General features: G+C 73.1%; 24 protein-coding genes. 18 read left to right on the plus strand and 6 right to left on the minus strand.

Annotated elements, in window-relative coordinates:
- Positions 1 to 82: 82 nt before the first annotated feature.
- The 3 genes from ACFPBZ_RS07940 to ACFPBZ_RS07950 all read left to right on the plus strand — a co-directional run bounded on the left by ACFPBZ_RS07940 (position 83) and on the right by ACFPBZ_RS07950 (position 2,799).
- The gene (locus ACFPBZ_RS07940) at positions 83 to 859 is read left to right on the plus strand and encodes an isocitrate lyase/PEP mutase family protein (RefSeq protein ID WP_378035479.1); all 777 of its coding nucleotides are present in this window, start codon (positions 83 to 85) and stop codon (positions 857 to 859) included.
- A 119-nt stretch (positions 860 to 978) separates the two neighbouring features.
- Positions 979 to 1,425, plus strand: coding sequence for a DUF4440 domain-containing protein (locus ACFPBZ_RS07945; RefSeq protein WP_378035480.1), 447 nt, complete (start codon positions 979 to 981; stop codon positions 1,423 to 1,425).
- A gap of 78 nt (positions 1,426 to 1,503) precedes the next feature.
- A complete protein-coding gene (locus ACFPBZ_RS07950; RefSeq protein WP_378035481.1) occupies positions 1,504 to 2,799 on the plus strand; it encodes a DUF222 domain-containing protein in 1,296 nt (431 codons plus the stop codon).
- Between the two features lie 62 nt (positions 2,800 to 2,861).
- Here ACFPBZ_RS07950 and ACFPBZ_RS07955 read toward each other — a convergent pair whose 3' ends face one another.
- Positions 2,862 to 3,494 carry a maleylpyruvate isomerase family mycothiol-dependent enzyme gene (locus ACFPBZ_RS07955; RefSeq protein ID WP_378035482.1) on the minus strand — a complete coding sequence of 211 codons (633 nt, stop codon included), beginning with the start codon at positions 3,492 to 3,494 and terminating at the stop codon, positions 2,862 to 2,864.
- Between the two features lie 81 nt (positions 3,495 to 3,575).
- Between ACFPBZ_RS07955 and ACFPBZ_RS07960 the strand changes: the two genes are divergently transcribed.
- Entirely contained in the window at positions 3,576 to 4,595 is a 1,020-nt protein-coding gene (locus ACFPBZ_RS07960) for an LLM class flavin-dependent oxidoreductase (protein WP_378035483.1), read from the plus strand.
- Positions 4,596 to 4,650: 55 nt separating this feature from the next.
- Entirely contained in the window at positions 4,651 to 7,131 is a 2,481-nt protein-coding gene (locus tag ACFPBZ_RS07965; RefSeq protein WP_378035484.1) for an excinuclease ABC subunit UvrA, read from the plus strand.
- Between the two features lie 9 nt (positions 7,132 to 7,140).
- On the opposite strand, the gene ACFPBZ_RS07970 is transcribed toward ACFPBZ_RS07965, so the two are convergent.
- Genes ACFPBZ_RS07970 through ychF form a run of 3 tightly spaced genes read right to left on the minus strand, consistent with a single transcriptional unit; the run spans position 7,141 to position 8,924 of the window.
- Positions 7,141 to 7,410, minus strand: coding sequence for a hypothetical protein (locus ACFPBZ_RS07970; protein ID WP_378035485.1), 270 nt, complete (start codon positions 7,408 to 7,410; stop codon positions 7,141 to 7,143).
- A gap of 59 nt (positions 7,411 to 7,469) precedes the next feature.
- Positions 7,470 to 7,823 (minus strand): cupin domain-containing protein, encoded by a 354-nt coding sequence (locus tag ACFPBZ_RS07975; protein ID WP_378035486.1) that lies wholly within the window; start codon positions 7,821 to 7,823, stop codon positions 7,470 to 7,472.
- A gap of 27 nt (positions 7,824 to 7,850) precedes the next feature.
- Positions 7,851 to 8,924, minus strand: a complete 1,074-nt coding sequence (gene ychF, locus ACFPBZ_RS07980; protein ID WP_378035487.1) for a redox-regulated ATPase YchF — start codon at positions 8,922 to 8,924, stop codon at positions 7,851 to 7,853.
- A 126-nt stretch (positions 8,925 to 9,050) separates the two neighbouring features.
- Here ychF and ACFPBZ_RS07985 point away from each other — a divergent pair, with 126 nt between their 5' ends.
- From ACFPBZ_RS07985 to ACFPBZ_RS07995, 3 genes are all read left to right on the plus strand, one after another.
- Complete coding sequence (locus ACFPBZ_RS07985) at positions 9,051 to 9,605, plus strand: methylated-DNA--[protein]-cysteine S-methyltransferase (RefSeq protein ID WP_378035488.1); 555 nt, start codon at positions 9,051 to 9,053, stop codon at positions 9,603 to 9,605.
- A gap of 30 nt (positions 9,606 to 9,635) precedes the next feature.
- A complete protein-coding gene (locus ACFPBZ_RS07990) occupies positions 9,636 to 11,045 on the plus strand; it encodes a DNA recombination protein RmuC (RefSeq protein WP_378035489.1) in 1,410 nt (469 codons plus the stop codon).
- A 97-nt stretch (positions 11,046 to 11,142) separates the two neighbouring features.
- Positions 11,143 to 12,360, plus strand: coding sequence for a DUF6542 domain-containing protein (locus tag ACFPBZ_RS07995; protein ID WP_378035490.1), 1,218 nt, complete (start codon positions 11,143 to 11,145; stop codon positions 12,358 to 12,360).
- A gap of 6 nt (positions 12,361 to 12,366) precedes the next feature.
- Here the strand turns inward: ACFPBZ_RS07995 and ACFPBZ_RS08000 are convergent, their stop codons facing one another.
- On the minus strand, positions 12,367 to 13,350 hold the full coding sequence (locus tag ACFPBZ_RS08000) for a 4-hydroxy-3-methylbut-2-enyl diphosphate reductase (RefSeq protein ID WP_378035491.1): 984 nt from the start codon (positions 13,348 to 13,350) through the stop codon (positions 12,367 to 12,369).
- Positions 13,351 to 13,461: 111 nt separating this feature from the next.
- Between ACFPBZ_RS08000 and ACFPBZ_RS08005 the strand changes: the two genes are divergently transcribed.
- The 4 genes from ACFPBZ_RS08005 (at position 13,462) to ACFPBZ_RS08020 (ending at position 16,445) form a co-directional block, all read left to right on the plus strand.
- Positions 13,462 to 13,971: a lipid droplet-associated protein gene (locus tag ACFPBZ_RS08005; RefSeq protein ID WP_378035492.1), complete on the plus strand. Its 510-nt coding sequence runs from the start codon at positions 13,462 to 13,464 to the stop codon at positions 13,969 to 13,971.
- A gap of 34 nt (positions 13,972 to 14,005) precedes the next feature.
- Entirely contained in the window at positions 14,006 to 15,223 is a 1,218-nt protein-coding gene (xseA, locus tag ACFPBZ_RS08010; RefSeq protein ID WP_378035493.1) for an exodeoxyribonuclease VII large subunit, read from the plus strand.
- A 66-nt stretch (positions 15,224 to 15,289) separates the two neighbouring features.
- Positions 15,290 to 15,517 carry an exodeoxyribonuclease VII small subunit gene (locus tag ACFPBZ_RS08015; RefSeq protein WP_378035494.1) on the plus strand — a complete coding sequence of 76 codons (228 nt, stop codon included), beginning with the start codon at positions 15,290 to 15,292 and terminating at the stop codon, positions 15,515 to 15,517.
- A gap of 4 nt (positions 15,518 to 15,521) precedes the next feature.
- Positions 15,522 to 16,445 carry a hypothetical protein gene (locus ACFPBZ_RS08020; protein WP_378035495.1) on the plus strand — a complete coding sequence of 308 codons (924 nt, stop codon included), beginning with the start codon at positions 15,522 to 15,524 and terminating at the stop codon, positions 16,443 to 16,445.
- A 3-nt stretch (positions 16,446 to 16,448) separates the two neighbouring features.
- On the opposite strand, the gene ACFPBZ_RS08025 is transcribed toward ACFPBZ_RS08020, so the two are convergent.
- Positions 16,449 to 17,012: a DUF4245 domain-containing protein gene (locus tag ACFPBZ_RS08025; RefSeq protein ID WP_378035496.1), complete on the minus strand. Its 564-nt coding sequence runs from the start codon at positions 17,010 to 17,012 to the stop codon at positions 16,449 to 16,451.
- A gap of 90 nt (positions 17,013 to 17,102) precedes the next feature.
- Between ACFPBZ_RS08025 and glpX the strand changes: the two genes are divergently transcribed.
- The 6 genes from glpX (at position 17,103) to ACFPBZ_RS08055 (ending at position 23,619) form a co-directional block, all read left to right on the plus strand.
- Positions 17,103 to 18,188, plus strand: coding sequence for a class II fructose-bisphosphatase (gene glpX / locus ACFPBZ_RS08030; protein WP_378035497.1), 1,086 nt, complete (start codon positions 17,103 to 17,105; stop codon positions 18,186 to 18,188).
- 47 nt (positions 18,189 to 18,235) lie between these two features.
- Positions 18,236 to 19,645 (plus strand): class II fumarate hydratase, encoded by a 1,410-nt coding sequence (locus ACFPBZ_RS08035; RefSeq protein WP_378035498.1) that lies wholly within the window; start codon positions 18,236 to 18,238, stop codon positions 19,643 to 19,645.
- Positions 19,646 to 19,678: 33 nt separating this feature from the next.
- On the plus strand, positions 19,679 to 21,178 hold the full coding sequence (locus ACFPBZ_RS08040; RefSeq protein ID WP_378035499.1) for an ATP-dependent DNA ligase: 1,500 nt from the start codon (positions 19,679 to 19,681) through the stop codon (positions 21,176 to 21,178).
- Positions 21,179 to 21,810: 632 nt separating this feature from the next.
- Positions 21,811 to 22,077, plus strand: a complete 267-nt coding sequence (locus ACFPBZ_RS08045) for a hypothetical protein (protein WP_378035500.1) — start codon at positions 21,811 to 21,813, stop codon at positions 22,075 to 22,077.
- Positions 22,078 to 22,091: 14 nt separating this feature from the next.
- The gene (locus tag ACFPBZ_RS08050; RefSeq protein ID WP_378035501.1) at positions 22,092 to 22,457 is read left to right on the plus strand and encodes a hypothetical protein; all 366 of its coding nucleotides are present in this window, start codon (positions 22,092 to 22,094) and stop codon (positions 22,455 to 22,457) included.
- A complete protein-coding gene (locus tag ACFPBZ_RS08055) occupies positions 22,450 to 23,619 on the plus strand; it encodes a sigma factor-like helix-turn-helix DNA-binding protein (protein ID WP_378035502.1) in 1,170 nt (389 codons plus the stop codon). The genes ACFPBZ_RS08050 and ACFPBZ_RS08055 overlap by 8 nt, the downstream gene beginning before the upstream one ends.
- The last annotated feature ends 1,163 nt before the right edge of the window (positions 23,620 to 24,782 follow it).

Consider the following 24,782-nt stretch of genomic DNA (forward strand, 5'->3'; position numbering starts at 1 on the left):
GCCTGGGAGCCCATCAGACACCGTCGGGTGACCGGCCCCACCCGACGAAATGAGTTGTGCGCAATCGGGGTTCACTGTCGGCATGAGCACCGTTGCTGAGAAGGCCCAGACCCTGCAGGACCTGCACGCCGCCCCGGAGCTGCTCCGGGTGGTGAACGTCTGGGACGCGATCACGGCCCGCACGATCGCCGACGTCCCCGGCACCCAGGCCCTCGCCACCGCGAGCCACGGCATCGCCGCCTCCCGCGGCTACCCCGACGGCGAGGTCATCCCGCGCGACGAGATGATCGCCGAGGTGGGTCTGATCGCCCGCCAGACCTCGCTGCCGGTGAGCGCCGACCTCGAGGCCGGCTACGGCGACCCGGGCGGCACGGTCGCCCGCGCGATCGAGGTCGGGATCGTCGGGGCCAACCTCGAGGACCAGATGAAGCCCCTCGCCGAGTCGGTGAAGGCCGTCGAGGCCGCGGTCGCGGCGGCGGAGAAGGCCGGCGTGCCCTTCGTGCTCAACGCCCGCACCGACGCGTTCCTCAAGGCCGGCGACCGCGACCCCGCCGAGGTCATGAAGGACGCGATCGAGCGCGGTCGCGCCTACCTCGACGCCGGCGCGTCGAACTTCTTCGTCCCCGCAAAGCTCGACGAGTCGCAGTGGGCGGAGCTCGTGAGCGCCCTCGGCGAGCGCAAGGTCAACATGATCGGCATCCCCGGGTCGATCTCGCTGGAGGCCGCGCAGCGCGTCGGCCTGGCCCGTGTCTCCTACGGCCCCTGGTCGCAGAACACCGCCCTCACCGCGCTCGCGAAGCTCGCCGAGGACGTGTACTCCGGCGGCGGCCTCGCCTCCGACGTGCGCAAGCTGAACTGAGCCCCGGTGGGCACCCACCCGTGCCGGGCACGGGTGGGTACTCCACGGCCCCGCCCACCTGCCACGATGCCCCCGACGGCGACGCCACGCCGAGGCGTCGGCCGGTGCACGGGGGAGACGTGGACGAGGGCATCGAGATACTGGTGAAACGGCTCGCCGACGCGCTGCAGCGCCGGGACGAGGCGGCGTTCGCCGAGTGCTTCGGGCAGACCGCCACCGTCGTGGCCGACCTGTACGCGGTCGTGACGACCGACCACGCCGAGTTCGCCGCCGGGCTCGCCGGCGACTGGCCGTTCTACGAGTACCTCGACGTCACCCGGGTCGAGGCCTCGGTGATCGAACAGGTCCCGCTCACCCCGGCGATGTGCCGGGTCCGGGTCCGCTACCGGTTCGGCGACGCGAACGGCCGGCACCTCGCGAGCGGGGACTTCGAGTACGTGATGCGCCACGACGACGTCGGCTGGCGCGCCTACGTCGCGGTGAACATCGACGCCGAGCCGAGGTTGCAGGCACTCGCCCGCGCTCGCGGGTGGACACCGACCCGGTCCGGCCCGCCGCCGAGCTGACCGCTGTCCCGTCCCGACGACGGCCCGGGCCTGTTCGTTCCGGCCGTGACTGTCGGGGGGTCCCGCTATTCTTCGAACATGCGTTCGAACGGTGCGGTGGGTGAGGCGGTCAGCGACGAGCTGACCGCGCTGCTCACACGCCTCGGCGACCTCGCCGACCTCCCCACCGACCCGATTGCTGACGGCGGCGTCGCCCTCGTCGACCAGATCGCCACGCTGGAACGCCTCCGCGGGGCCGTCGCCGCCGCCCAGCACACCGCGATGGTCACCTTCGCCCGCTCCCAGGTCGAACTCCAGGCCGCCCAGGTCGCCGCCGGACAACTGGACCCGCGCGCGGTGGGGCGAGGTATCGGTGACCAGATCGGATTGGCCGCGCACGTCTCCCCGCACGTCGGGTCCCGCCGGTTGGGGGTCGCGCGGGTGCTGGCCGAGGACCTGCCTGTGGTTCGGGGGTTGTTGGTGGCGGGGCGGATCAGCGAACACCTCGCCGAACACGTCGTCGCCCAGACCAGCCACCTCGAGCCCGAGCAGCGTCGCCTGGTCGACAAGAAGCTCGCCGACGCTGGGCTCGAGGACCAGGGGCGCCGGGAGGCCGAGGCCACGGTCAAGAAGACCGCCTACGAGGTCGACCGCGTCGGATATGTGAACCGTGGGCGGACCGCCCGCAAGGACCGCCGCGTGACGCTGCAGCCGGCGCCGGACACCATGAGCGTCCTGTCGGGGCTGCTCCCGGTGGAGCAGGGCGTCGCGTGCATCGCCGCGCTGCGCCAGCACGCCGACGGTCTGATCGCCACCGGTGAGGCCGGGGACCGGACCCGGGACCAGATCGTCGCCGACACCCTCGTCGAACGGATCACCGGCCAGAAGACCGCGACCGACGTGACCGTCGAGCTCGAGATCGTGCTGCCGATCGACGCCCTGCTCGACCCCGAGAGCGACACCCCGGGCGAGCTGGTGGGGCACGGGCCGCTGCCGGGCGACATCATCGCCGACATCCTGGCCACCACACAGGGCACGACGTGGTGGCGGCGGCTGTTCGCCCACCCCAAGACCGGGTGCATCGTCGGCGGCGAGTCCAAGCAGCGGTTCTTCGACGGACTCCTCGCCACACTGATCGACATCCGGGACCACGGGCGATGTCGGGAGCCCTACTGCGGCGCCCCCATCCGGCACCGCGACCACATCCGACCCCGCCGCGCCGGCGGACCGACCAGCCTCGGCGGCGGCCGCGGGAACTGCGTGCGCCACAACCAGAGCAAGGAGATGCCCGGCTGGCGCCACCGAGTGATCCACGACGGGCTCGGCGACCACCCGCACACCGTCGAGACCACCACCCCCACCGGGCACACCTACACCAGCCGCGCCGGACCCTGACGTGGCGCGAGCTGCACGGTCACTCCGGCTGCACGTGATGGATGCCGACGAACACCCGACCATCATCCGAAGCGACGCCGGGCCTCGTCGAGACCCTCCCCCTCCAGGCGGTCGAGCCCGGCGGCCCGGCCGTTGAGCGCGAGGAGCAGTCCCGACGACGGCCCGCGCACCTCGGGCCCCTCCCCCTCCGACCACGCGCAGTCCGTGGCCACGAGCCGCAGACCCGCGAACCGCTTCGCGGCGCCCACGAACGGCGCCGCCCAAGTGTGGCTCAGGCAGGGCTCGGCCCGCGCCACCGGCACCGGGCGCTCGCGTCCGAGCGGGACCATCGCGTCCTGGCCGTGCACCAGCAGGTCGTTCAGCGGGTCGAGCGGGCCCGCGAGCCGCAACCGCCGGTCGACGCGGGCCATCTCCCGCAGCTGCCCCACGAGCTCGTCGGGGCCGAAGCGCGCAGCCCGTTCACGGGCCTCGTCGGCGAAGGCGCGGTCGACGTCGCCGCGGGCACGGAGCACCGCCCGCACGAAGCGCGGCACGGAGGTCCGCGTCGACGTCGTCAGGTGCGCGACGACGTCGTGGACCGTCCACCCCGCGCAGAGCGACGGGGCCGCCCACTCCTCGTCGGTCAGGTCCTCCAGCTGGTCGGCCAGCGAGTACCGCTCCGCCGCCACGTCGTCGAGCATCGCCACCTGCGTCATGCCACTGGGACCGCCGCCGGGGCCGGAACTCATCGGCCTCGTCGTCGGGAATACCTCCGAACGGGAGTTGTTGCTTCAACCGTGAAGAAGATCGGGTTCCTCTCCTTCGGGCACTGGTCGCCGTCGTCGCACTCGATGGTGCGCTCGGCCCAGGACTCCCTGCTGCAGTCCATCGACCTCGCCGTGGCGGCCGAGGAGCTGGGCGCCGACGGCGCCTACTTCCGGGTGCACCACTTCGCCCAGCAGCTCGCGTCCCCGTTCCCGCTGCTCGCGGCGGCCGGGGCGCGCACCAGCAGGATCGAGCTGGGCACCGGCATCATCGACATGCGCTACGAGAACCCGCTCTACATGGCCGAGGACGCCGGCGCGGCCGACCTCATCTCCGGCGGCCGACTGCAGCTGGGCATCAGCCGTGGCTCCCCCGAGCAGGTCATCGACGGCTACCGCTACTTCGGGTACGCCCCGGCCGAGGGCCAGACGGACGCCGACATGGCGCGCGAGCACACCCGGATCTTCCTCGAGGCGCTGCGCGGCGAGGGGTTCGCGCAGCCGAACCCGCGCCCGATGTTCGCCAACCCGCCCGGGCTGCTGCGCATCGAGCCGTACTCGGAGGGTCTGCGCGAGCGCATCTGGTGGGGCGCCGGCAGCCGGGCGACCGCCGAGTGGGCGGGCGAGCAGGGGATGAACCTCATGAGCTCGACGCTGCTCACCGAGGACACCGGCGTGCCGTTCCACCGCCTGCAGGCCGAGCAGATCCAGCGGTTCCGCACGGCCTGGGACGCCGCGGGCCACGAGGGCGAGCCGCGCGTGTCCGTCAGCCGCAGCGTCTTCCCGATCGTGTCCGACCTCGACAAGCAGCTGTTCTGGCGCGAGCGGCACTCGACCGACCAGGTGGGCCACCTCGACGGCGGCGACGCCCGCTTCGGGAAGACCTACGCGGGCGAGCCCGACAAGCTGATCGCCGAGCTCGCCGAGGACGAGGCGATCGCCGCGGCCGACACGCTGCTGCTCACGGTCCCGAACCAGCTGGGCGTCGAGTACAACGCCCACGTGATCGAGAGCGTGCTGACCCACCTCGCCCCGGAGCTGGGCTGGCGCTGAGCCGCCACGGCGTCTCCCCGCACCTCGACCGACGCGCCGAACCCGAGGAGACGCCGTGCCGCGCCCCCGCTCCGCACCCCCCACCGCGATCGAGGTCCGCGGCGTCCGCCACAACAACCTGCGGGGCCTGGACGTCGACATCCCGCTGAACCGCCTCGTCGTCGTGACGGGCCTGTCCGGGTCGGGCAAGAGCTCGCTCGCGATGGGCACGCTCTTCGCCGAGGGCATGCAGCGCTTCCTCGAGGGCCTGTCGACGTTCAGCCGCCGGCGGCTCAGCCAGGCGCAGCGACCCGACGTCGACGGCATCGCCCACCTGCCGGCGGCACTGGCGCTGCGGCAACGGCCTCCGGTGCCCGGCCCCCGCAGCACGGTGGGGACGATGAGCTCGGTCCTGAACGCGCTGCGCCTGGCCGTGTCCCGCCTGGGCGAGCACCGCTGCCCGAACGGGCACATGGTGCCGCCGGGCACGCACTCGTTCTCCATGACGACGACCTGCCCCACCTGCGGGGCCGTGTTCGCGACGCCGGGCGCCGAGTCGTTCGCCTTCAACTCCGGCGGCGCGTGCCCCGCGTGCGACGGGGTGGGGCAGCGGTTCGAGATCGACGTCGAGAGCCTGGTCCCCGACCACGACCGCACCATCGAGGGCGGCGCCGTCCTGCCGTGGAACAGCGGCGGGATGCGCCTGTCGCGCTACGCCGCCGGTCAGCTCGGCGTCCGCCTGGACGTCCCGTGGCGCGACCTCACGGCCGACGAGCGCGACGTGGTGCTCCACGGCGAGCCGGTCAAGCGCCGGGTCACGCTCGGCGAGGACGGGCCCCGCCCCGTCACGCTCGACGTCAACTACGAGAACGCGATCGCCGCCGTCGGGCGCGCCGCCCGGTCGGACAACGCGACCACCCGGGAGCGGCAGAAGCGCTTCCTGCGGTGGGAGACGTGCAGCGTGTGTCACGGGTCCCGGCTGCGGCCGGAGGCGCTGACGAGCCGGCTCGACGGGCTGGACCTCGCCGAGATCTCCGCGCTCTCGCTGAGCGCGCTGCAGGACTTCGCCGACGGCTTCGTCGGGAACGCCCCCGACGACCTGCGCCGCCCGGCCGAGACGCTCTCGCGTGAGGTGGGGCGCCTGCTCGAACCGCTCGTCCGGCTCGGTCTCGGCTACCTGGGGCTCGATCGCGCCGGCGACACGTTGTCGACGGGCGAGCGTCAACGACTCGAGCTGACGTCGACGGTCCGGAGCAACACCACCGGGATGCTGTACGTCCTGGACGAGCCGTCCGTCGGCCTGCACCCGAGCAACGTCGGCGGGCTCGTGGAGACGATCCACGCCCTCGTCGACGGCGGGAACTCGGTGGTCATGGTCGAGCACGACGTCGACGTGATCGCCGAGGCCGACTGGGTCGTCGAACTGGGACCGGGCGCCGGGGCGGGTGGCGGACAGGTGGTCGCCCAGGGCACGCCCGACGAGCTGCGTCGCCACCCCACGTCGATCATCGGCCCCTTCCTCGACGGCGAGCGCACCGTCGACCGTGCGGCGCGCCGGGTCGACGGCCCCGCCATCGCCCTCGAGGTCGACGGGCTGTTCAACCTGCGCGATCTCCGGGTGGAGGTGCCGGTCGGGGCGCTCACCGCGTTCGCCGGGCCGTCCGGGGCCGGGAAGAGCGCGCTCGTGTTCGACAGCCTCGTCCCGGCCCTGACCGCGCAGCTGGCCGGCGGGGACCTGCCCGCCCACGTCCGGCGGCTGGACGCCCCCGGCATCCGCTCGCTCGCCGAGATCGACGCGACGCCCATCGGGTCCAACGCCCGGTCGACCCCCGCGACCTACTCCGGCGCCATGGACGCCCTCCGCCGGCGGTTCGCGGACACGCCGGAGGCCCGGGAACGGGGGTACCGGGCGGGGCACTTCTCCTACAACACCGTCGCGGGGCAGTGCCCCGTGTGCCTCGGGCTCGGGTACCTCGACCTGGACGTGCAGTACCTGCCCGACATCCGGGAGACCTGCCCGCGCTGCCAAGGCTCGCGGTACGCCCCCGAGATCCTCGAGGTCACCGTCGACGGCATGACGATCGCCGACGTCCTGACCCTCACGGTGCACGACGCGCTCACGGCACTGGCCGGGTGGCCGGGAGTCGCGCGCCCGCTGCAGCCCGTCGACGACGTGGGGCTCGGCTACCTCCGGCTCGGCGAGGCCACGCCGCCGCTCTCGGGCGGCGAGGCCCAGCGCCTGCGGATCGCGTCGCGGCTGCGCAGCAGCCAGAAGGGGGTCCTGTACGTCTTCGACGAGCCGTCGACGGGGCTGCACCCGCTGAACGTCCGCACCCTCGTCGAGGTCCTCGACCGCCTGCTCGCGGCGGGGGCGACGGTCGTCGTCATCGACCATGACCTGGACATCCTGTCCGCCGCGGACCTCGTCGTCGACATGGGTCCGGTCGGCGGTCCCGACGGCGGCCGGATCGTCGCGCAGGGCAGGCCCGACGAGGTCGCGCGGGACCCGGCGAGCGTCACCGGCCCGTACCTGGCCGCGCACCTCACCGGCCGGTGACCCGACCGGCTACGAGCCGTACGGGCCGACCTCGCCCGCCTGCACCCCGATCACGCGGCACGGGCGGTTCATCGCCTGCAGGGCGCGCTCGAGCACCCGGCCCACCTCGGCGACCGCCGCGCGCGCGTCCTCGGCCTTCGTGCTGCCGGTGACCTCGAGGACGCCGAACGGGACGGTGGGCACCCCGCCCACCTCGACGAGACGCTCGAGGAGATCGGCGAGCCCGTCCTCGTCGAGGCGCGTCAGGTCGGTCATCAGGTGGACCCGGAACTTCGTCATGCCGCGGGAGTCTGCCCCGCCGCGCGCGCCACGCCGGGCCCGGCGCGCTGCGCGGGACGTCAGGCCGCCGGCGGCGTCGCGCAGACCGCGATGAAGACCAGTCCGTCGGCCCCGGCGCGCAGGTACCGGGACGACTCGACCGTCACGGCCATGTACTGCCCCGGCTCCACGGGCGTCTCCCCGCCGTCGACGACCAGCCACCCGTGGCCGCTCACGATGGCGTAGGCGTCCTCGGCGCCGTCGTCCCGGTGGTCGTGCGGGACGGTCTCCTCGCCGGCGGGCAGCTCGATCTGGTACAGCCCGAAGGCCGTGAGCCCGAGCTCCTCCCCCACCCGCTTCTCGAACGGGCTCGCGGCCGGGTGCGGCCCCCGCCCCGTGGGGAGGGCGGCCTGGTCGACGATCTGGAAGGTCACCCGCCGGAATCTACCGACGCACCCCGGCTAGACGTTGAAGCGGAACTCGACCACGTCGCCGTCGTGCATGACGTAGTCCTTGCCCTCCATGCGGACCTTGCCGGCGTTCTTCGCCGCATTCATCGACCCGGCCGCGACGAGGTCGTCGTAGGAGACGATCTCGGCCTTGATGAACCCGCGCTGGAAGTCGGTGTGGATGACGCCGGCCGCCTCGGGGGCCGTGGCGCCCGCCGGGATCGTCCAGGCCCGCGACTCCTTGGGGCCCGCCGTCAGGTAGGTCTGCAGGCCCAGCGTGCGGAACCCGGCGCGGGCGAGGGCGTCGAGGCCCGGCTCGGTCTGGCCGATCGACTCGAGCAGCTCGGCGGCCGATTCGTCGTCGATCTCCAGCAGCTCCTGCTCGACCTTCGCGTCGAGGAACACCGCCTCGGCGGGGGCGACGAGCTCGGCGAGCTCCTTGCGCCTCGCGTCGTCGGTGAGGATGCCCTCGTCGGCGTTGAAGACGTAGAGGAACGGCTTGACCGTCAGCAGGTTGAGCTCGCGCAGGGCGGGCGAGTTCATGCCGGCGGAGAACAGGGTGCGGCCCTCGTTGAGCACCTCCGCGGCCTTCTGGACCTCCTCGAGCACCGCCCGGCGGTCCTTCTGCATCCGCGACTCCTTCTCGAGGCGCGGCACCGCCCGGTCGACGGTCTGCAGGTCGGCGAGGACGAGCTCGGTCGCGATCGTCTCGATGTCGGCGGCCGCGTCGACCCGGCCGTCGACGTGCACCACGTCGTCGTCGGTGAACACGCGCACGACCTGGCAGATCGCGTCGGCCTCGCGGATGTTCGCGAGGAACTTGTTGCCGAGGCCGGCGCCCTCCGAGGCGCCCGCGACGATGCCGGCGATGTCGACGAAGGACACCGTGGCCGGCACGACCTTCTCCGAGGAGAACATCTCCGCGAGCCGGTCCAGACGTGGATCGCGCAGCGGGACGACACCGACGTTCGGCTCGATCGTGGCGAACGGGTAGTTCGCGGCGAGGACGTCGTTGTTGGTCAGGGCGTTGAACATCGTCGATTTACCGACGTTGGGCAGTCCGACGATGCCGAGGGTCAAGCTCACGACGGTCCAGTCTAGGGACCGGACCCGGGTGAGCGGAGCGACGGGCGAATTCCATGGATCCGGAGCGGGCGGGCGTGCGTCGAAGGGGGTGAAGGCTTCTTCCCGACGATGCCCGCGGAGGCTCGCATGACCGGCTCACGGTCCACCCTGGACACCCCCTTCGGCCCGTTCACCACCGTCGCTGACGCCGAGGGCGTGGTCCTCGCCGCCGGTTGGACGGCCGACCCCGACGGCGAGGTGCTGCCCCTCGTCCACCCCACGCTGGTGCCCGACGAGATCGTCGAGCGCGACGACCTCGGGCCGGCGACGGCCGCCGTGCTCGCCTGGCTCGAGGGCGACCCGGGGCCGGCCGCGACGGTGCCGGTCCGCCAGTACGGCGGCGCCGGCATCCAGGAGCTGTGGGCGCGGATGCGGGAGATCCCCGCGGGTACCTGGATCAGCTACGCGGAGCTCGCGGCCCGGGCGGGACGTCCGCAGGCCCCGCGGACGGCCGGGGACGCGTGCCGGCGCAACGCGATCGGCCTCTTCGTGCCCGACCACCGCGTGCGCCGCGGCGACGGCTCGGGCGGCGGGTACCGCTGGGGGCTCGAGCTCAAGGACCGGCTGCGCGACGCCGAGGCCGCGTGGGCCACCCCGCTGGTCGAGCCGGAGGAGGCGGCCCCCGCGCGCGTCGAGGCGTGACTGTCGGACCCCTGTGCCAGCGTCCCGGGCATGACGATCACCGGCGAGGGCGTGCTGCTGGGGCTGATGCTCGGGGCGCTCCTGGGCGGGCTCGGCGGCGCGCTGGTGGCGAGCCGGTTCGCCGCGGCGCGTCAGGAGGCGGCGGTCGCCGAGGCGACGCGGCGGGCCGGGGCGGCCGCGTCGGCGGCCCGCGCCGAGCTGGTCGCCGAGCTCCGGGCCGCCGCGGCCCGGGAGACGCACGAGGCCCGGCGCGACGCGGCGGTCCGGGAGTCGTTCGCGGCGCTGTCGGCCGACGCCCTGGCGGCGAACTCGGAGGCGTTCACGCGGCTGGCTGAGTCCCGGATGCGGGAGGTCGCGGGGACGATGACGGCGTCGGCCCGGGAGGACGCGGCGGTCCGTGCCCGGGCCGTGTCCTCGCTGCTCGACCCGGTCGCGTCCACGCTCGCCCGCCTCGAGGGCCAGCTGCGCAGCGCGGAGACCGAGCGGGAGGCCGCGTTCGCGGGGCTGCGCGAGCAGGTCGGGGCGGTCGCGGAGTCCGCGCGCGGCGTGGCCGGGGAGACCCGGGCGCTCACCACGGCGCTGCGCACGCCGCACGTGCGGGGCCGGTGGGGCGAGATGCAGCTCGAGCGGGTCGTGCACCTCGCGGGGATGGTGGAGCACTGCGACTTCACCCGGCAGTCCACGGCCGGGGCGGAGGGCAGCGGCCAGCGGCCCGACCTCGTGGTGCACCTCGCGGGCGGCAAGCAGGTGGTGGTCGACGCGAAGGTGCCGTGCGAGGCCTACCTGCAGTCGCTGGAGGCCCCCGACGACACCGTGCGGCGCGAGCGGGCGGGCGCGCACGCCCGGCAGCTGCGCGCCCACGTCGACCAGCTCTCGGGCAAGGCCTACTGGCGCAGCTTCGAGACGACGCCGGAGTTCACGGTGATGTTCGTGCCCGGCGAGGTGTTCCTCTCCGCCGCGCTCGAGGCCGACCCGGGGCTGCTCGAGCACGCCTTCGGCGCCGACGTCGTGGTCGCCACCCCCACCACGCTGATCGCCCTGCTGCGCACGGTCGCGTACGCATGGCGGCAGGAGTCGCTCGCTCGTGATGCCGCGGAGATCCACGCGCTCGGGCGGGAGCTGCACGCCCGGCTGGCCACGCTCGGCGGGCACCTCGGCAAGCTCGGGCGTTCGCTCGACGCGGGGGTGCGGGCCTACAACGAGACGGTCGGGTCGCTCGAGTCGCGGGTCCTGGTCACGGCGCGGCGGTTCTCCGAGCTGTCGGTCACGCGGTCGTCGATCGACGAGGTGGAGCAGGTCGACCGGCGGGCGCGGGTGCCCGGGGCCCCGGAACTGGTCGGGGACGGGTCGGGCGGCGACGCCCCGTCCGACGACCGCGACGGGTTCGACGGCGACCGCTGGGCCGACGACGACGGGGAGGTGCGGCGGCTGACGGGCTGACCCCGGGATACGTCGACCGGGCGACGTCACCCCTGCCCGCGGGCCCGGGCACGCGAGGGGGCCGAGGTCACCCGGCCACGCCCGCTACCGTGATCGTGTGACCACCACGCGGGACGACGCGGCGGCGGCGTCGGGTCCCGCCGAGGTCGGGGAGGCGTCCGCGTTCCCGGGCGTGCGGGGGTTGCGCTGGTGGGCGGTCCTGGTTCTCGCCCTCCTGCTCACCGCAGGCGGGGTCGCGGCCGACGTGGTGCGCGCGGGCAGCCTCGGGTTCGTCTTCCTCGCGGCCTACCCGGCCGGCTGCATCCTCGCGGCCCTGCTGGCCCAGCGTCGCGACCTCTTCGTCCCGATGGTGCAGCCGCCGCTGCTGCTCGCCGTGTCGGTCCCGGTGGCGGTCGCGGCGACGGGGAGCCTGCCCACGTCGGGCGGCCTGGTGTCCACGGCGCTCGCGGTGGGCGCTCCCCTGATCAACGGCTTCCCCGCCATGGCGATCACCACGGCCGTCTGCGTGCTGATCGGCGTCGTGCGGATGCGGGCCCAGCCCTACCGCTCCGCGCGCGCCGAGACCCGCCGCGAGCCGGTGCGCTCCGGCCCGTCGCCCAGCTCGGCCCGCCGCGAGCCGGCGACGCCCGACCCGGCCCGCGAGGGCGAGCAGGCGGAGCGCGAGCGGCGCCGCGTGCAGGAGCGGGCGCGCGCCGAGCGGGACCGCGAGCGGGCGGAGCGCGACCGCATCGAACGGGAGCGCCGCGAGCGGGAGCTGACCGAGCGCGAGCGTGCGCGGCGGGAGCGGTCCGACCGCGACGAGCCCCCGCCCGACCGCCGCAAGACCGAGCGCATCCGGGCCGACCGATCTGACCGGCCAGAGCGCCCCGACCGACCCGAGCGGCCCGACCGCGACCGGCCCAACCGGCCCGGGCGGGATCCCGACCGGCCGAGCACCAAGGGCGACCGGGTCCGGGCGAGGGAGGCCCGCGCCCGTGAGAAGGAGGCCCGGGCGCGCGAGAAGGAGGAGCGGGCCCGCGAGAAGCGCGCCCGCGCCGAGGACGACCGCGACCGCATCGGTCGCGCCGCGCCCGACCCGGCGCAGCCCCCGGCCCGCCGGTCCCCGCTCAAGGGCGCCGGGCGTGACGACCTGCCGCCACGCCCGCCGCGCGACGACCTCCCGCCCCGGCCCGTGCCGCCGCCCGACCGCGACCAGCGCAGTCGCGAGGACCGCATGCGCGAGGAGCGGCTCCGGGAGGAGCGCCGCGGCCCGGGCCGGCCGCCACCGGGGGTCCACCCGGTGCGGGACCACCCGCCCGAGGGCCCGCGCCGGTGACGGTGGCTAGCGCACCGCGCCGGGCGCCATGTCGCGCTTGAGCTCCCGCGGCAGCGAGAAGGTCAGCTTCTCGTTGGCAGTGGTGATCTCCTCGACCTCGGCGTAGCCGCGGTCGGCCAGCCAGTGCAGGACGTCCCCGACGAGGATCTCCGGCACCGAGGCGCCGCTGGTGACGCCGACGGTCTCGACGCCCTCGAGCCAGGCCTCGTCGATCTCGCCCGCGTGGTCGACCAGGTGCGAGTCCCGGGCGCCGGCCTGCAGCGCGACCTCGACCAGCCGGACCGAGTTCGACGAGTTCTGCGAGCCCACCACCACGACCAGGTCGCACTGCGGGGCCATGGCCTTCACCGCGACCTGGCGGTTCTGGGTGGCGTAGCAGATGTCGTCGGAGGGCGGGTCGGCCAGCGAGGGGAAGCGCTCGCGCAGCGCGGACACCGTCTGCATGGTCTCGTCGACCGACAGCGTGGTCTGCGAGAGCCAGATGACCTTCTCGGGGTCGCGCACCTCGACGTCGGCGACCGACTCGGGCCCGTCGACCACCTGGATGTTCTCGGGCGCCTCGCCGGAGGTGCCCTCGACCTCCTCGTGGCCCTCGTGCCCGATCAGCAGGATGTCGTAGTCCTCGCGGGCGAAGCGCTTCGCCTCCTGGTGGACCTTGGTCACGAGCGGGCAGGTCGCGTCGATCGTCTTGAGCTGGCGGACGGCGGCCTCGGCGTGCACGGCCGGCGAGACGCCGTGGGCGGAGAACACGACGGTGGCGCCCTCGGGCACCTCGTCGGTCTCGTCGACGAAGACGGCGCCGCGCGAGGCGAGCGTGGTCACGACGTGGCGGTTGTGGACGATCTCCTTCCGCACGTACACGGGAGGCCCGTAGGTCTCGAGGGCCTTCTCGACGGCGACGACGGCGCGGTCGACCCCGGCGCAGTACCCACGCGGCTTCGCGAGGAGGACCTTGCGGCGGTCGGAGACGGGTCCCGGGGAGACGGACATACCTCCACGGTACGGGCCGCAGGCCCTGGCGCGAGCCGGTGGCGGAGCGGCCCTGGGCACACTCGCGGTGGCGATTCGGCGTGGGCGCCCGGGCCCTGGCAGGGTGGGGACATGAGTTCCCTCCCGTTCCCGGTGCGCGTCGCCGCCGGCCTGGTCGTCACCGCGGTCGAGGAGGTGCAGGCCCTCCCCCGCACGATCGTGGGTCTGCCGATCACCGCCGTCAGCCAGGTCCTGCAGCTGTCGATGCGCGCCCAGCAGGTCGTCACCGAGCTCGCCATCAAGGGCGACACCGCGCTCGAGGGTGGTCGCCCGGTCGAGGACGCGCCGTCCTGGGCCCGCTTCGACGACGACTCCTCCGACACCCCGGCCCTCCCGCGCCCGGCCACCAACGGGCACGCCCGGCCCGTCGCCGTGCCCGCGCCGGCCGACGAGATCCCCGAGGCGCCCGAGGCCCTGCCCGGGTACGCGTCGATGACCACCGCGCAGCTGCGCGCCCGGCTGCGCACCCTCTCGGTCGACCAGCTCACCGAGCTGCTCGCGTGGGAGTCGTCGCACGCCGACCGGCCCGCCTTCGTGACGATGCTGACCAACCGCATCGCCACGCTCACCGCGGAGACGTGACCCGCACGGAGACGCGGCGCCGAGGAGCTCGAGGATGACCTCCGACCCGTCCACCAGCGCCGAGGCCCCCTGGCCGGTCCGCACGGTCGCGCTGAAGGTCTCCAAGTGGATCGACCGGCTGGGCCCGGTGTGGGTCGAGGGGCAGCTGACCCAGGTCACGGCCCGCACCGGCACCGCGTTCCTGACGCTGCGCGACCCGGCCGCCGACGTCTCGCTCTCGCTGACCGCGCCGGCCCAGCTCGTGCGCTCCGCCGCGCTGACCGAGGGCCAGCGCGTCGTCGTGCACGGCAAGTTCTCGTTCTTCTTCGGCCGCGGCACGCTCTCGCTGCGGGTCGACGAGGTGCGCGCGGTCGGCGTCGGCGAGCTGCTCGCCCGGATCGAGCGGCTGCGCGCCCTGCTCGCCGCCGAGGGCCTGTTCGACCCGGCCCGCAAGCGCCGTCCGCCCCGCCTGCCGCGCTGCGTCGGCCTCATCACGGGCCGGGCGAGCGCCGCGGAGCACGACGTCGTCACGGTCGCGGCCACCCGGTGGCCGGCGGTGCGGTTCCGGGTGGAGAACACCGCCACCCAGGGCGTGCAGGCCGTCCCGCAGATTCTCGACGCCCTGGACGCGCTCGACCGCGACCCGGCCGTCGACGTCATCGTCATCGCCCGCGGCGGGGGCAGCGTGGAGGACCTGCTGCCGTTCTCCGACGAGGCCCTGTGCCGCGGCGTCGCGCGGTGCCGCACCCCCGTCGTCTCGGCCATCGGGCACGAGCCCGACACCCCTCTGGTCGACCACGTCGCCGACGTCCGCGCGGCCACCCCCACCGACGCGGCGAAGCGCCTCGTCCCCGACGTCGCCGAGGAGACCGCGCACCTCGCGCAGCTGCGCACCCGCGCCCGCCGGGCCCTGCACGCCTGGGTGGAGCGCGAGGACGCGCTGATCGCCCGGCTGCGGGCGCGGCCCGTGCTCGCCGACCCGCTGCGCACCGTCGAGGTCCGCGCCGAGGAGGTCGCGGTGCTCGCCGAGCGCGGCCGCCGCACCGTCGCCCGGGGCCTGGAGCAGCGCGAGTCCGACGTCCGGCACCTGCGGGCCTCGCTCACCGCCCTCGGGCCCGCCGCGACGCTGGCCCGGGGCTACGCGATCGTGCAGGCCGGGCCCGACGTCGGCTCCCCGGTCCTGCGCTCGGTCGACGGCGCGGCCCCGGGCGACGTCCTGCGCGTGCGGCTCGCCGACGGTGCGGTCACCGCCCGCGTGGAGGCCCCGGAGTGACAGCACTGCGGCCATGCTGACACTCGACGTCACAAACGCCGCCACCACGCCGAGGAGGCAGACTCCGTGACCGACGACGAGCCCGGCTACGAGCAGGCCCGCGACGAGCTGGCCCGCGTGGTCGCGAAGCTCGAGGCCGGGGGCCTGTCCCTCGAGGACTCGCTCGCGCTGTGGGAACGCGGCGAGTCCCTGGCCCGTACGTGCGAGCGGCACCTGGCCGGCGCCCGCGAACGGGTTGAGACGGTGCTGCGCACGGCGGAGGGCGACGGGACGGCCTCGTCGGGAACACTGTGACCCCATGAGCAGCCCCGACTGGGAACGCGCGATCCGCGACGCCCACGACGGCTACCACGCCGAGACCCGCCTCTCCCGCGATCCCGACGTCCTCGTCGACGACGTCGTCACCTGGCGGATGGTCTCGCCGCACCTGATCCGCGCGCTGCTGTTCCTGGTCGCGCCGAGCATCCTGCTGCTGGTCTGGCTGCTGCTCGACTACCTCGCGGCGAGCTCCAGCCCGTCGATCACCGGGCGGCTGGTGATGAACGTGCTGCTCGCCGTGGTCGTCGTGCTCTACCTGGCGGGGGTCGCGTCGTTCTTCGCGCCGGCGAAGGAGCCCATCGCGGAGTACTCCCGCCTGCTCGAGGGCCGCGCCGGGGCCGCGAAGGGCGCCTACGACTGGGTGACCCGTGCGGCCCGCGCCCGCCGCACCCCGGCCGAGGTCGCGCCGAGCTCGGTGGGCGGGGTCCCGGTGCTGCTGTTCCGCCAGCGCAGCGAGCGCGCCCTGCTGCTCGTGCAGCCCTACGGCGCCGACCTCTACGTCGGCTGGACGATGTGGCGGTCGCGCTCCACGGCGACGCTGCTCGCCCACTTCCTGCGCGACACCTTCGGCCGCTTCACCCCGTTGCCGGTCTTCTCCTCGGAGCTGCGCGCCGCGTCCACCCGCGCGATGCGCGAGAGCGTGCACTCCCTCGCCCGGGAGGGCGTCGCGGCGGCCGCGCACGTCGACGAGCTGCGGTCGCGGAGGCAGGACGTTCCCGACGACGAGGCGCCGCGCGCCCCGGCCCGCGACGACCGCCCGGGTGCGGTCACCCGCGACGGCACCGGGGCGCTCCCCCGCTCCGCGCCCGCTGCCGACCCGACCGCCGCCTGGGCCGACGAGCGGGCCGAGCGGGAGTACGTCACCCGCGACGAGGGCGGCTGGGGCCCGCCGCCCCGGACCTGACGGTCAGGTGCGCGGCACCACCGGGGACTGCAGCGCGGTCGAGGCGAGCTGGACGAAGCGGGCCGGGGTCGCGTTCCCGGTCACGAGCCAGCGCACCCCGCCCACGTCGGTCACCCAGACCGCCTCCCCGCGCACGCCGCGGTAGGTCGCCCACGTCAGCCCGCCGGCGCTGACCGGCGGTCCCGCCGCGGGGGCGGCGTCCTCGGAGGCCACGAGGCCCTCGGCCGAGGCGTCGGACTGCACGAGCCGGGCGAAGCCGTCGTCGGGGGTGATCCACCCGAGCCGGAAGGCCCGCCCGCCCGACACGCTGCGGGTGTCCGTCGACTGCGGGATCCAGTCGGCCGGCATCGCCGGGGCGCGCACCGGGAAGGACAGGGTCCGGGCGGCGTCGGACCCGGCGCTCGCCACGTCGACCCGCTGGACCGAGCCCCGGTCGATGGTGCCGGGCGCCGAGACCGAGCAGGCGCGGGTCAGCCCGGTGAGGGCGAGGACGACGACCGCGAGCACGAGCGTCCCGACGGCGAACGGGCCGATTCCTCCGGTGCGGTCACTGCGCGGGGCGGTCATGACCTCATCGTCCCAGGGCCGTGGGCGGGGTACGCAGATCACGTCCCCCGGCCGCTCGCCCGCCCCCGCGGACCACGCTGGTCTGCGAGGATGACGGCCCACGACCCACTCCCGAGCCGCAGGAGGAGATCCCTGGTGACCTCCGTCAGCCGTAGCACCGAGGCCCCGGACCGCAACCTCGCCCTCGAGCTCGTACGGGTCACCGAGGCGGCCGCGATGGCCGCCGGACGCTTCGTCGGCCGCGGCGACAAGAACGGCGGGGACGGCGCGGCCGTCGACGCGATGCGCAAGCTCATCGGCTCGGTGACGATGCGCGGCACGGTGGTCATCGGCGAGGGCGAGAAGGACGAGGCGCCGATGCTCTACAACGGCGAGGAGGTGGGCAACGGCGAGGGGCCGGAGTGCGACGTCGCGGTCGACCCCGTCGACGGCACCACCCTCATGGCCAAGGGCATGCCCAACGCCCTCGCGGTCCTCGCCGTCGCCGAGCGCGGCGCGATGTTCGACCCGTCCGCGGTCTTCTACATGGAGAAGCTCGCCGTGGGCGCCGACTACGCCGACGTCGTCGACATCACCGCGCCGGTCAAGGAGAACCTCCGCGCCATCGCCAAGCGCAAGGGGACCGGCATCCCGGAGGTGACGGTCTGCGTGCTCGACCGGCCCCGGCACGACCAGCTGGTGAAGGACATCCGCGACGCGGGCGCGCGCATCCGCTTCATCTCCGACGGCGACGTCGCGGGCGCCATCGCCGCGGCCCGCCAGGAGAGCGGCGTCGACCTGCTCGTGGGCATCGGCGGCACCCCGGAGGGGATCATCGCGGCGTCCGCCATCTCGTGCCTCGGCGGCTCGTTCCAGGGCCGGCTCTGGCCGAAGGACGACCAGGAGCGCGAGAAGGCGATCGCCGCGGGGCACGACCTCGAGCGCGTGCTGCACACCGGCGACCTGGTCCGCGGCGAGAACATCTTCTTCTGCGCCACCGGCGTCACCGACGGCGACCTGCTGCGCGGCGTGCACTACCGCCACGGCGGGGCCACCACGCAGTCGCTGGTGATGCGCTCGAAGTCGGGCACCGTGCGCCTCATCGACGGCTACCACAGCCTCTCGAAGCTGCGGGAGTACTCGTCGGTCGACTTCGGCTCCGACGACGAGGGGCTCTCCGAGACCCCCTGGGTCTAGGTGCGCTGCCCACGACGGTGTCGGGGGCCTTGGGCACAATGACGACCATGAGCAGCAACGGCGCACAGGAGTACCGGACCGAGCACGACACCATGGGCGAGGTCCAGGTGCCGGCGCAGGCGCTCTACGCGGCGCAGACGCAGCGTGCGGTGGAGAACTTCCCGATCTCGGGCCGGCCGATCGAGCCCGCCCAGATCCGTGCGCTCGGCCTGGTCAAGGGCGCGTGCGCCCGGGTCAACAAGTCCCTCGGGGTGCTCGACGCCGACATCGCCGACGCGGTCGCGGCCGCCGCCGACGAGGTGGCCTCGGGCGCGCACGACGGCGAGTTCCCCATCGACGTCTTCCAGACCGGCTCGGGCACCAGCTCGAACATGAACGCCAACGAGGTCATCGCCACCCTCGCGAGCCGCGCCAGCGGCCAGAAGATCCACCCGAACGACCACGTCAACGCCTCGCAGTCGAGCAACGACGTCTTCCCGACGACGATCCACCTGGCCGCCACCGAGGCCGTCGTCCGCGACACGATCCCCGGGATCGACCACCTCGCCTCGGTGCTCAACCGCCGGGCCCAGGACTGGAAGCACGTCGTGAAGGCCGGCCGTACCCACCTCATGGACGCGGTGCCGATCACCCTCGGCCAGGAGGCGGGCGGCTGGGCCACCCAGTGCAGCCACGCCACCGAGCGGCTGCGCTCCACGCTCCCCCGCCTCGGCGAGCTGCCGATCGGCGGCACCGCGGTAGGCACCGGAATCAACACCCCGGAGGGCTTCGGCGGCCAGGTCGTCGAGCAGCTGCGCCAGTCCACCGGCATCCCCGAGCTCACCGAGGCCCGCGACCACATCGAGGCCCAGGGCGCCCGCGACGGGCTCGTCGAGATCTCCGGCGCGCTGCGCACGGTCGCCGTCAGCCTCTACAAGATCGCCAACGACGTCCGCTGGATGTCGTCGGGCCCGGCGGCCGGCCTCGCCGAGATCCACATCCCCGACCTGCAGCCGGGCAGCTCGATCATGCCGGGCAAGGTCAACCCGGTGATCTGCGAGGCCACGATGATGGTCTGCGCCCAGGTCATCGGCAACGACGCGACGGTCGCCTTCTCCGGCACCCAGGGCAACCTCGAGCTCAACGTCATGATGCCGGTGATGGCGCGCAACGTCCTCGAGTCGGCCCGCCTGCTCGCCAACGCCGCCCGCCTGCTCGCCGACCGCGTGCTCGAGGGCACGGAGGCGAACGAGGAGGCCTGCCGCCGGTACGCGGAGTCGTCGTCGGCGATCGTCACCCCGCTCAACCGCCTCATCGGCTACGAGGAGGCGGCGAAGATCGCCAAGAAGGCGATGAAGGAGCGGAAGACGATCCGCGAGGTGATCGAGGCCGACGGCTACGTCGCCGACGGCAAGCTCACCCAGGAGCAGCTCGACTCCGCGCTCGACGTGCTCGCCATGACGCGGGTGGACTCCTAGGGCGAGCGGACCGACGGGGGCAGGAGCCGGACGATGTTGTTCTCGCGGGTCGTCGAGACCTCTGCGGAGGTCGGGGCGACCCGCTCGCGCAAGGCCAAGACCGCGGCGCTCGCCGCGGTCCTGGCCGACGCGGGCCCCGACGAGGTCGCGCCGGTCACGGCGTGGCTGGCCGGGTTCATGCTCCAGGGGCGGACCGGCATCGGGTGGCGCACCCTCTCCGGGCTGGAGGCCGAGCCCGCGACGGAGCCGTCGCTGGCCGTCGTCGACGTCGAGGCGTCCCTGGAGCGGCTGGCGGCGATGGCCGGCTCGGGCACCGGGGTGGGGGCGCGCCGCTCGGAGGAGCTCGGCGCCCTGCTCGGGGCGGCCACCGCGGACGAGGCCCGGTTCCTGGTCCGCCTGCTCGGCGGGGAGCTGCGCCAGGGCGCGCTCGAGGGCCTCATGGTCGAGGCCGTGGCGACGGCTGCCGAGGTGCCCACCGACGTCCTGCGGCGGGCCTTCATGTTCTCCGGGCAGCTGCCGGAGACGGCCCGCACGGCGCTGACGTCCGACGACCCGGTGGCCGCCCTGACCGCGGTGGGCCTCGAGGTGATGCGCCCCGTGCGCCCGATGCTCGCCTCCCCCGGCGACTCGCTGGAGGCGACGCTCGCCGACCTGGGCACGGAGATTGTCGTGGAGCACAAGCTCGACGGCGCCCGCATCCAGGTCCACCGCCGCGGCGACGAGGTGCGGGTGTGGTCGCGCACCCTGCACGACATCACCGACGCCGTCCCGGAGATCGTCGCGCTCACCCGCGCCCTGCCGGCCGACTCGGTGGTGCTCGACGGCGAGACCCTGGCCGTCGCCGAGGACGGTCGGCCCCGGCCGTTCCAGGACTCGATGAAGGGTCTCGGCTCCGGCGCGATGCAGCCGTGGTTCTTCGACTGTCTGCACCGCGACGGCCGCGACCTGGTCGACGAGCCGCTGGAGGTCCGTCGTCGGGAGCTCGCGGAGGTGGTCGGGGACCGGGTGATCCCCTCGGTGGTGCGACCCAACCCCGAGCGGGCGGCCGCGGCGATCGACGAGGCGCTGGCCGCGGGCCAGGAGGGCTCGATGGTCAAGGCCCTCGACTCGACCTACACCGCGGGGCGCCGCGGGAAGGCCTGGCAGAAGATCAAGCCGGCGCACACGTTCGACCTGGTGGTGCTGGCCTGCGAGTGGGGCTCGGGGCGCCGGCGCGGGTGGCTGTCGAACATCCACCTCGGGGCGCGCACGGCGGACGGCTTCGTCATGGTCGGGAAGACCTTCAAGGGCATGACCGACGAGACGCTGCGCTGGCAGACCGAGACGTTCCCGCGGTACGAGACGCACCGTGACGACTGGGCCGTGTACCTGCGCCCGGAGATCGTCGTGGAGATCGAGCTCGACGGGGTGCAGACCTCCACCCGCTACCCGGGCGGCGTGGCGCTGCGGTTCGCGCGGGTGGTGCGCTACCGCGACGACAAGCCGGTGTCCGAGGCCGACACCCTCGAGACGCTGCAGGCGCTGCGCCGCTGAGCGGGTGACCCACACGGCTCGTCGGGCCCGGTCCCGGGCGGGCGGCGCGGGCACTCCGGATGTGTGCGCGTGCTCACGACCGTGACCGGTTCCCCCTCCCACGCCCGCGCGATGCTCCCGTTCGCCCGGGCGCTCGTTGTCGGGGGCCACGATGTCCTCCTCGCCTGCTCGCCCGAGGTCGCGGGGGTGTTCACCGGCAGCGGGCTGCGCGTGGAGACCGTCATGCCGACCATGGCGACGGCGGCCGCGTCGGTGGGTCCGGCCCTCGCCGCCGCCACCGCGGGGAGCGTCGGGCCGCCCGATCCCGACGATGCTGGCAACCACGGACATCACGAGCCCGGAAGATCGTCGGGGAGCCGTGTCCCACGGGGACGGGATCTCTGGCCTGGGCCGCCTGAGGACCGGTCGGCGCAGCGTTCAACCCGTCCATCGTGCCTCCGAGCGGCGGCGCCGAAAACAACAGCGAGGCCGCGACAGGAGTGCCTCTTGTCTGTCAAGCTGCCTGATGAGGGCGGCACGACCTGCAGTTCGGCCGATGCCAGCGCCGCGGGTACTCCCGGGGCGACGGTCGATGGTCTCCGCTCTCGAGGTCCCTATCCGAGCATCGCAAGATCAACGTCCTGGAGTAGTCCATGGAGCACGTCCCGGCGCCGTTGCGCGCCTGTCTTCAGATGATCGTCCAGCTGCCCGAGGTCGTGGTGCCGCGGCGGAGCTGCTGCGTCCCGTGGGTCCAGCCGTTCATCCGCATCACGATCTTCGTCGTGGTGCTGTGGGCGGTGGTGAAGCTGGTGATCGCCGGCATCACCCCCGAGGTCGCCGGGGCCGCCGTGCTCTCGGCCGGCCTCGTGGCGGTCGAGATCCTCTCCCGGCTCTTCGGGCCGGGCCACCAGCCCGCCTGATCTGGGGTCTGACCGTGACCGCGGTGAACGCGGGTCAGGGTCACGCGCTGGCGCAGCTCGCCGATCATCTCGGCGAGCTGCGTCGCTGCGCGGGTCTGACCTGGCGCAAGCTGGGAGTGTCGGCGCATTTCGATCACACGGTTCTGTGGCATGCAGCCCGTGGCCGTCGTGTGCCGACGCGAAGTGTGACGAAAGCCTTCGTGGCGACCTGTCGACGGGAGATCCGTCGTCGACTCGCGCAGGACGCCCCCGTCGGGCCGCAGGGAGAACTCCGCGAGGGCCGTCCATTCGATGTCAAGATCTACGCTTCTCGTCTCCTCGATCTTGACTGGGAGTCGTTGTGGTCGGCCGCGGACGACGAGGCCCGACGCGATGAGTGATCAAGACAGGAACACGGGAGCAGGCGACGGCGCAGGTGCGCGAGGCGCGGAAGCCGATCGGCGCCTAGAGGCGGACGCCGAGCTCGTCGCGATGCTCCGGAAGGAAGGGGACCCGAACGGTCGAGCCGCGCGTGACCTCGCTCAGGCGCTCGGCGAGCTCGGTGTGGGTGCGCTGTCGTCGATGGCGCGCAACGGGCGTCTCTTCGGGGTCCTCAGCCAGCGTGGCCGTGGTTTGGAGCGACCTCCGAGCGAGTACTTCGACGAGGAACAGAGCTTGATCTTCATGAGCGTCGGAGTCGCGGTGCAGAGGTTCATGAACCAGGAGATCTACGGGTGTGGCTGGAGCCCGACCAAGGGCGCATCTGTCCAGACCTGGTTCGTAGGCGCCTGCCTTGATCAATTCGCCAACGAGTACCGGCGCTTTAGGGCGCAGAGGCGCACCAGGGACGAGCTCATCGGAGATAATCTGGATCTCCTCGAGAAAGATGGCGGTGCTCGCGGGTGGTCGCGCGCAGTCGCCGCCGAGGACCCGGCACTCACGGTTCTGGACCGAATGGAGCTCGAGCACATCCTCGACCAGATGTACCCTCTCGAGCGGGAGATAGTGCTTTTGGTGGGCCAGGGCTGGTCGCGGCAGGAGGTTAGTCGCGAACTCGGCATCTCGAATCGTAAGGTGCGTTCGACTTTGGAAAGGCTTCGGGACAGGCTTAGCCTCAGGCGCGAGGGGGAGCGGGCTGATCGATCTGTATCTGAAGCCGCGAACCCAGCCGCCTCTTCTGTGTTATGGAGACGTCTATCGACTTGGGGCATCAACGATGCTGCCGAGGCAGTTCGCGTGAAAGAACTAATCGACGCGCAGCGTAAAGTATATGAGAATCCGGAGCGCTTCGCGCTGTATCGCCCTATCCCCGGCGACGACCGAAATCAATTGGACATAGTCTTGGACGGCATGCGCTCAGACGTGCATATCGATAACCAGAAGAAGTGGACTGCCGACTCCGCTAGGGTTTGTCGCGAGGTGCTGAAAAGAGTTCAGGAAGTCGTCCCCTCAGTGAGTCGACCAGGAAGCGGAAAAGGAAGCAGCGCCGCCATGCGGGAGCTGTACCAGTCGCTGAAGATCGTTAGCGACTCAAGGGTGTCTCGCCGCGGCGTGTCCTCTTAGCTGCATGATCTCGTCCTTGCGAGACAGTCACCTTGAGTGACGCTCTGTGCGGGGCCCTCGCCGAGCGAGGTCCCCGCTGGAGCGGGCTCCTCCCGGGCGCCATCGCTCACATTAAGCGCCTCCTCGGGTCTCTTCAGCCGGCTGTGATAGAGCTCGACAGTTGCAGGCGCGGGTGGCTTGCGGCCCCCCGCGCTAGCTTTGGGGCGTCCTCAGTGAGTGGGATCCGCGGAAGCGTTGCTGCAAGACTGCAGGTCAGGGCGTTGACGAACCTGCGGTCGTATCGGGTTTGGTGCTACTACAACCCCTTGTAGAGGCGTTGTTCTAGCTCGGATAGGGCCTCTGCCGTCGACGCGTGCGTGCCTCCTTGACTGGCATCGGGAGGCCGTGCGCGTCGCGAGGCGTGGCAGCGTGAAGCGACCGCAGCGGCAAAAACCCAGGTCAGGGCGTTGACGAACGAGCGGTAGTATCGGGTTTGGTGCTACTACAACCTCTTATAGAGGCGTTGTTCTAGCTCGGATAGGGCCTCTGACGTCCACGCGTGCGTGCCTCCTTGACTGGCATCGGGAGGCCGTGCGCGTTGGGCGCTTACGAGTACGAGTGCTTACTGGCTGTCAGCGACCAGTGGGCGGGTCTTGGGTTGTCGTGATGCGCAGCGAGCAGGTGTGGCTGTGACTGGCTCAGTTTCGTCAATTATCTGCATCTGTCGATGACGGCGCGGGCGTATTTGGAGCTGTTGACGTTGGCGTAGGAAGCCGATTTGCTGGCGGTTTGGTTGTCGCGTCCAGGTAGTTGACTGATGACCGCTGCGGGAAGCTGGCCAACGAGGTCGATTAACGCAGTGTTCCTGGCTTTCCGGGGGTCGATGCCGTCTCTCTCTTGAGTCGTCGGGCGAGGGCGCGGCGGACATGGGTCGGCCAGGAATCTCACCAGGGATGAGCCAGGGGCGCTGGTCGTGGTGGCCTAAGACGAATCGGCCGGTGCGCTGTCCTCACAACATCGCGGGCGAGTCCGTCGATCGGGCGCGGAAGGTTCAGCGGCGTATTTTCGAGCAGGACCTGGACTTTTCCGTTGTGTTCGCGGACGTCGGCGAGTTGCAGTCGGCTGACTCGGCCGGGTGGCTGGGCGTAGAGCGGTAGCAGGAGACCTGCGAGGCGGTCGACGGC

Origin of the sequence: Actinomycetospora atypica, assembly GCF_042653685.1 — a bacterium.
GTDB classification, from domain to species: domain Bacteria; phylum Actinomycetota; class Actinomycetes; order Mycobacteriales; family Pseudonocardiaceae; genus Actinomycetospora; species Actinomycetospora atypica.

What these genes read in the sequence shown, in the direction of transcription:
- ACFPBZ_RS07940 (WP_378035479.1), top strand. Translation starts at nt 83, where the DNA reads ATGAGCACCGTTGCTGAGAAGGCCCAGACCCTGCAGGACCTGCACGCC.
- ACFPBZ_RS07950 (WP_378035481.1), top strand. Translation starts at nt 1,504, where the DNA reads ATGCGTTCGAACGGTGCGGTGGGTGAGGCGGTCAGCGACGAGCTGACC.
- ACFPBZ_RS07955 (WP_378035482.1), bottom strand. Translation starts at nt 3,494, where the DNA reads ATGACGCAGGTGGCGATGCTCGACGACGTGGCGGCGGAGCGGTACTCG.
- ACFPBZ_RS07970 (WP_378035485.1), bottom strand. Translation starts at nt 7,410, where the DNA reads ATGACGAAGTTCCGGGTCCACCTGATGACCGACCTGACGCGCCTCGAC.
- ACFPBZ_RS07985 (WP_378035488.1), top strand. Translation starts at nt 9,051, where the DNA reads ATGACCGGCTCACGGTCCACCCTGGACACCCCCTTCGGCCCGTTCACC.
- ACFPBZ_RS07990 (WP_378035489.1), top strand. Translation starts at nt 9,636, where the DNA reads ATGACGATCACCGGCGAGGGCGTGCTGCTGGGGCTGATGCTCGGGGCG.
- ACFPBZ_RS08000 (WP_378035491.1), bottom strand. Translation starts at nt 13,350, where the DNA reads ATGTCCGTCTCCCCGGGACCCGTCTCCGACCGCCGCAAGGTCCTCCTC.
- ACFPBZ_RS08005 (WP_378035492.1), top strand. Translation starts at nt 13,462, where the DNA reads ATGAGTTCCCTCCCGTTCCCGGTGCGCGTCGCCGCCGGCCTGGTCGTC.
- xseA (WP_378035493.1), top strand. Translation starts at nt 14,006, where the DNA reads ATGACCTCCGACCCGTCCACCAGCGCCGAGGCCCCCTGGCCGGTCCGC.
- ACFPBZ_RS08020 (WP_378035495.1), top strand. Translation starts at nt 15,522, where the DNA reads ATGAGCAGCCCCGACTGGGAACGCGCGATCCGCGACGCCCACGACGGC.
- ACFPBZ_RS08025 (WP_378035496.1), bottom strand. Translation starts at nt 17,012, where the DNA reads ATGACCGCCCCGCGCAGTGACCGCACCGGAGGAATCGGCCCGTTCGCC.
- glpX (WP_378035497.1), top strand. Translation starts at nt 17,103, where the DNA reads ATGACGGCCCACGACCCACTCCCGAGCCGCAGGAGGAGATCCCTGGTG.
- ACFPBZ_RS08035 (WP_378035498.1), top strand. Translation starts at nt 18,236, where the DNA reads ATGAGCAGCAACGGCGCACAGGAGTACCGGACCGAGCACGACACCATG.
- ACFPBZ_RS08040 (WP_378035499.1), top strand. Translation starts at nt 19,679, where the DNA reads ATGTTGTTCTCGCGGGTCGTCGAGACCTCTGCGGAGGTCGGGGCGACC.
- ACFPBZ_RS08045 (WP_378035500.1), top strand. Translation starts at nt 21,811, where the DNA reads ATGGAGCACGTCCCGGCGCCGTTGCGCGCCTGTCTTCAGATGATCGTC.
- ACFPBZ_RS08055 (WP_378035502.1), top strand. Translation starts at nt 22,450, where the DNA reads ATGAGTGATCAAGACAGGAACACGGGAGCAGGCGACGGCGCAGGTGCG.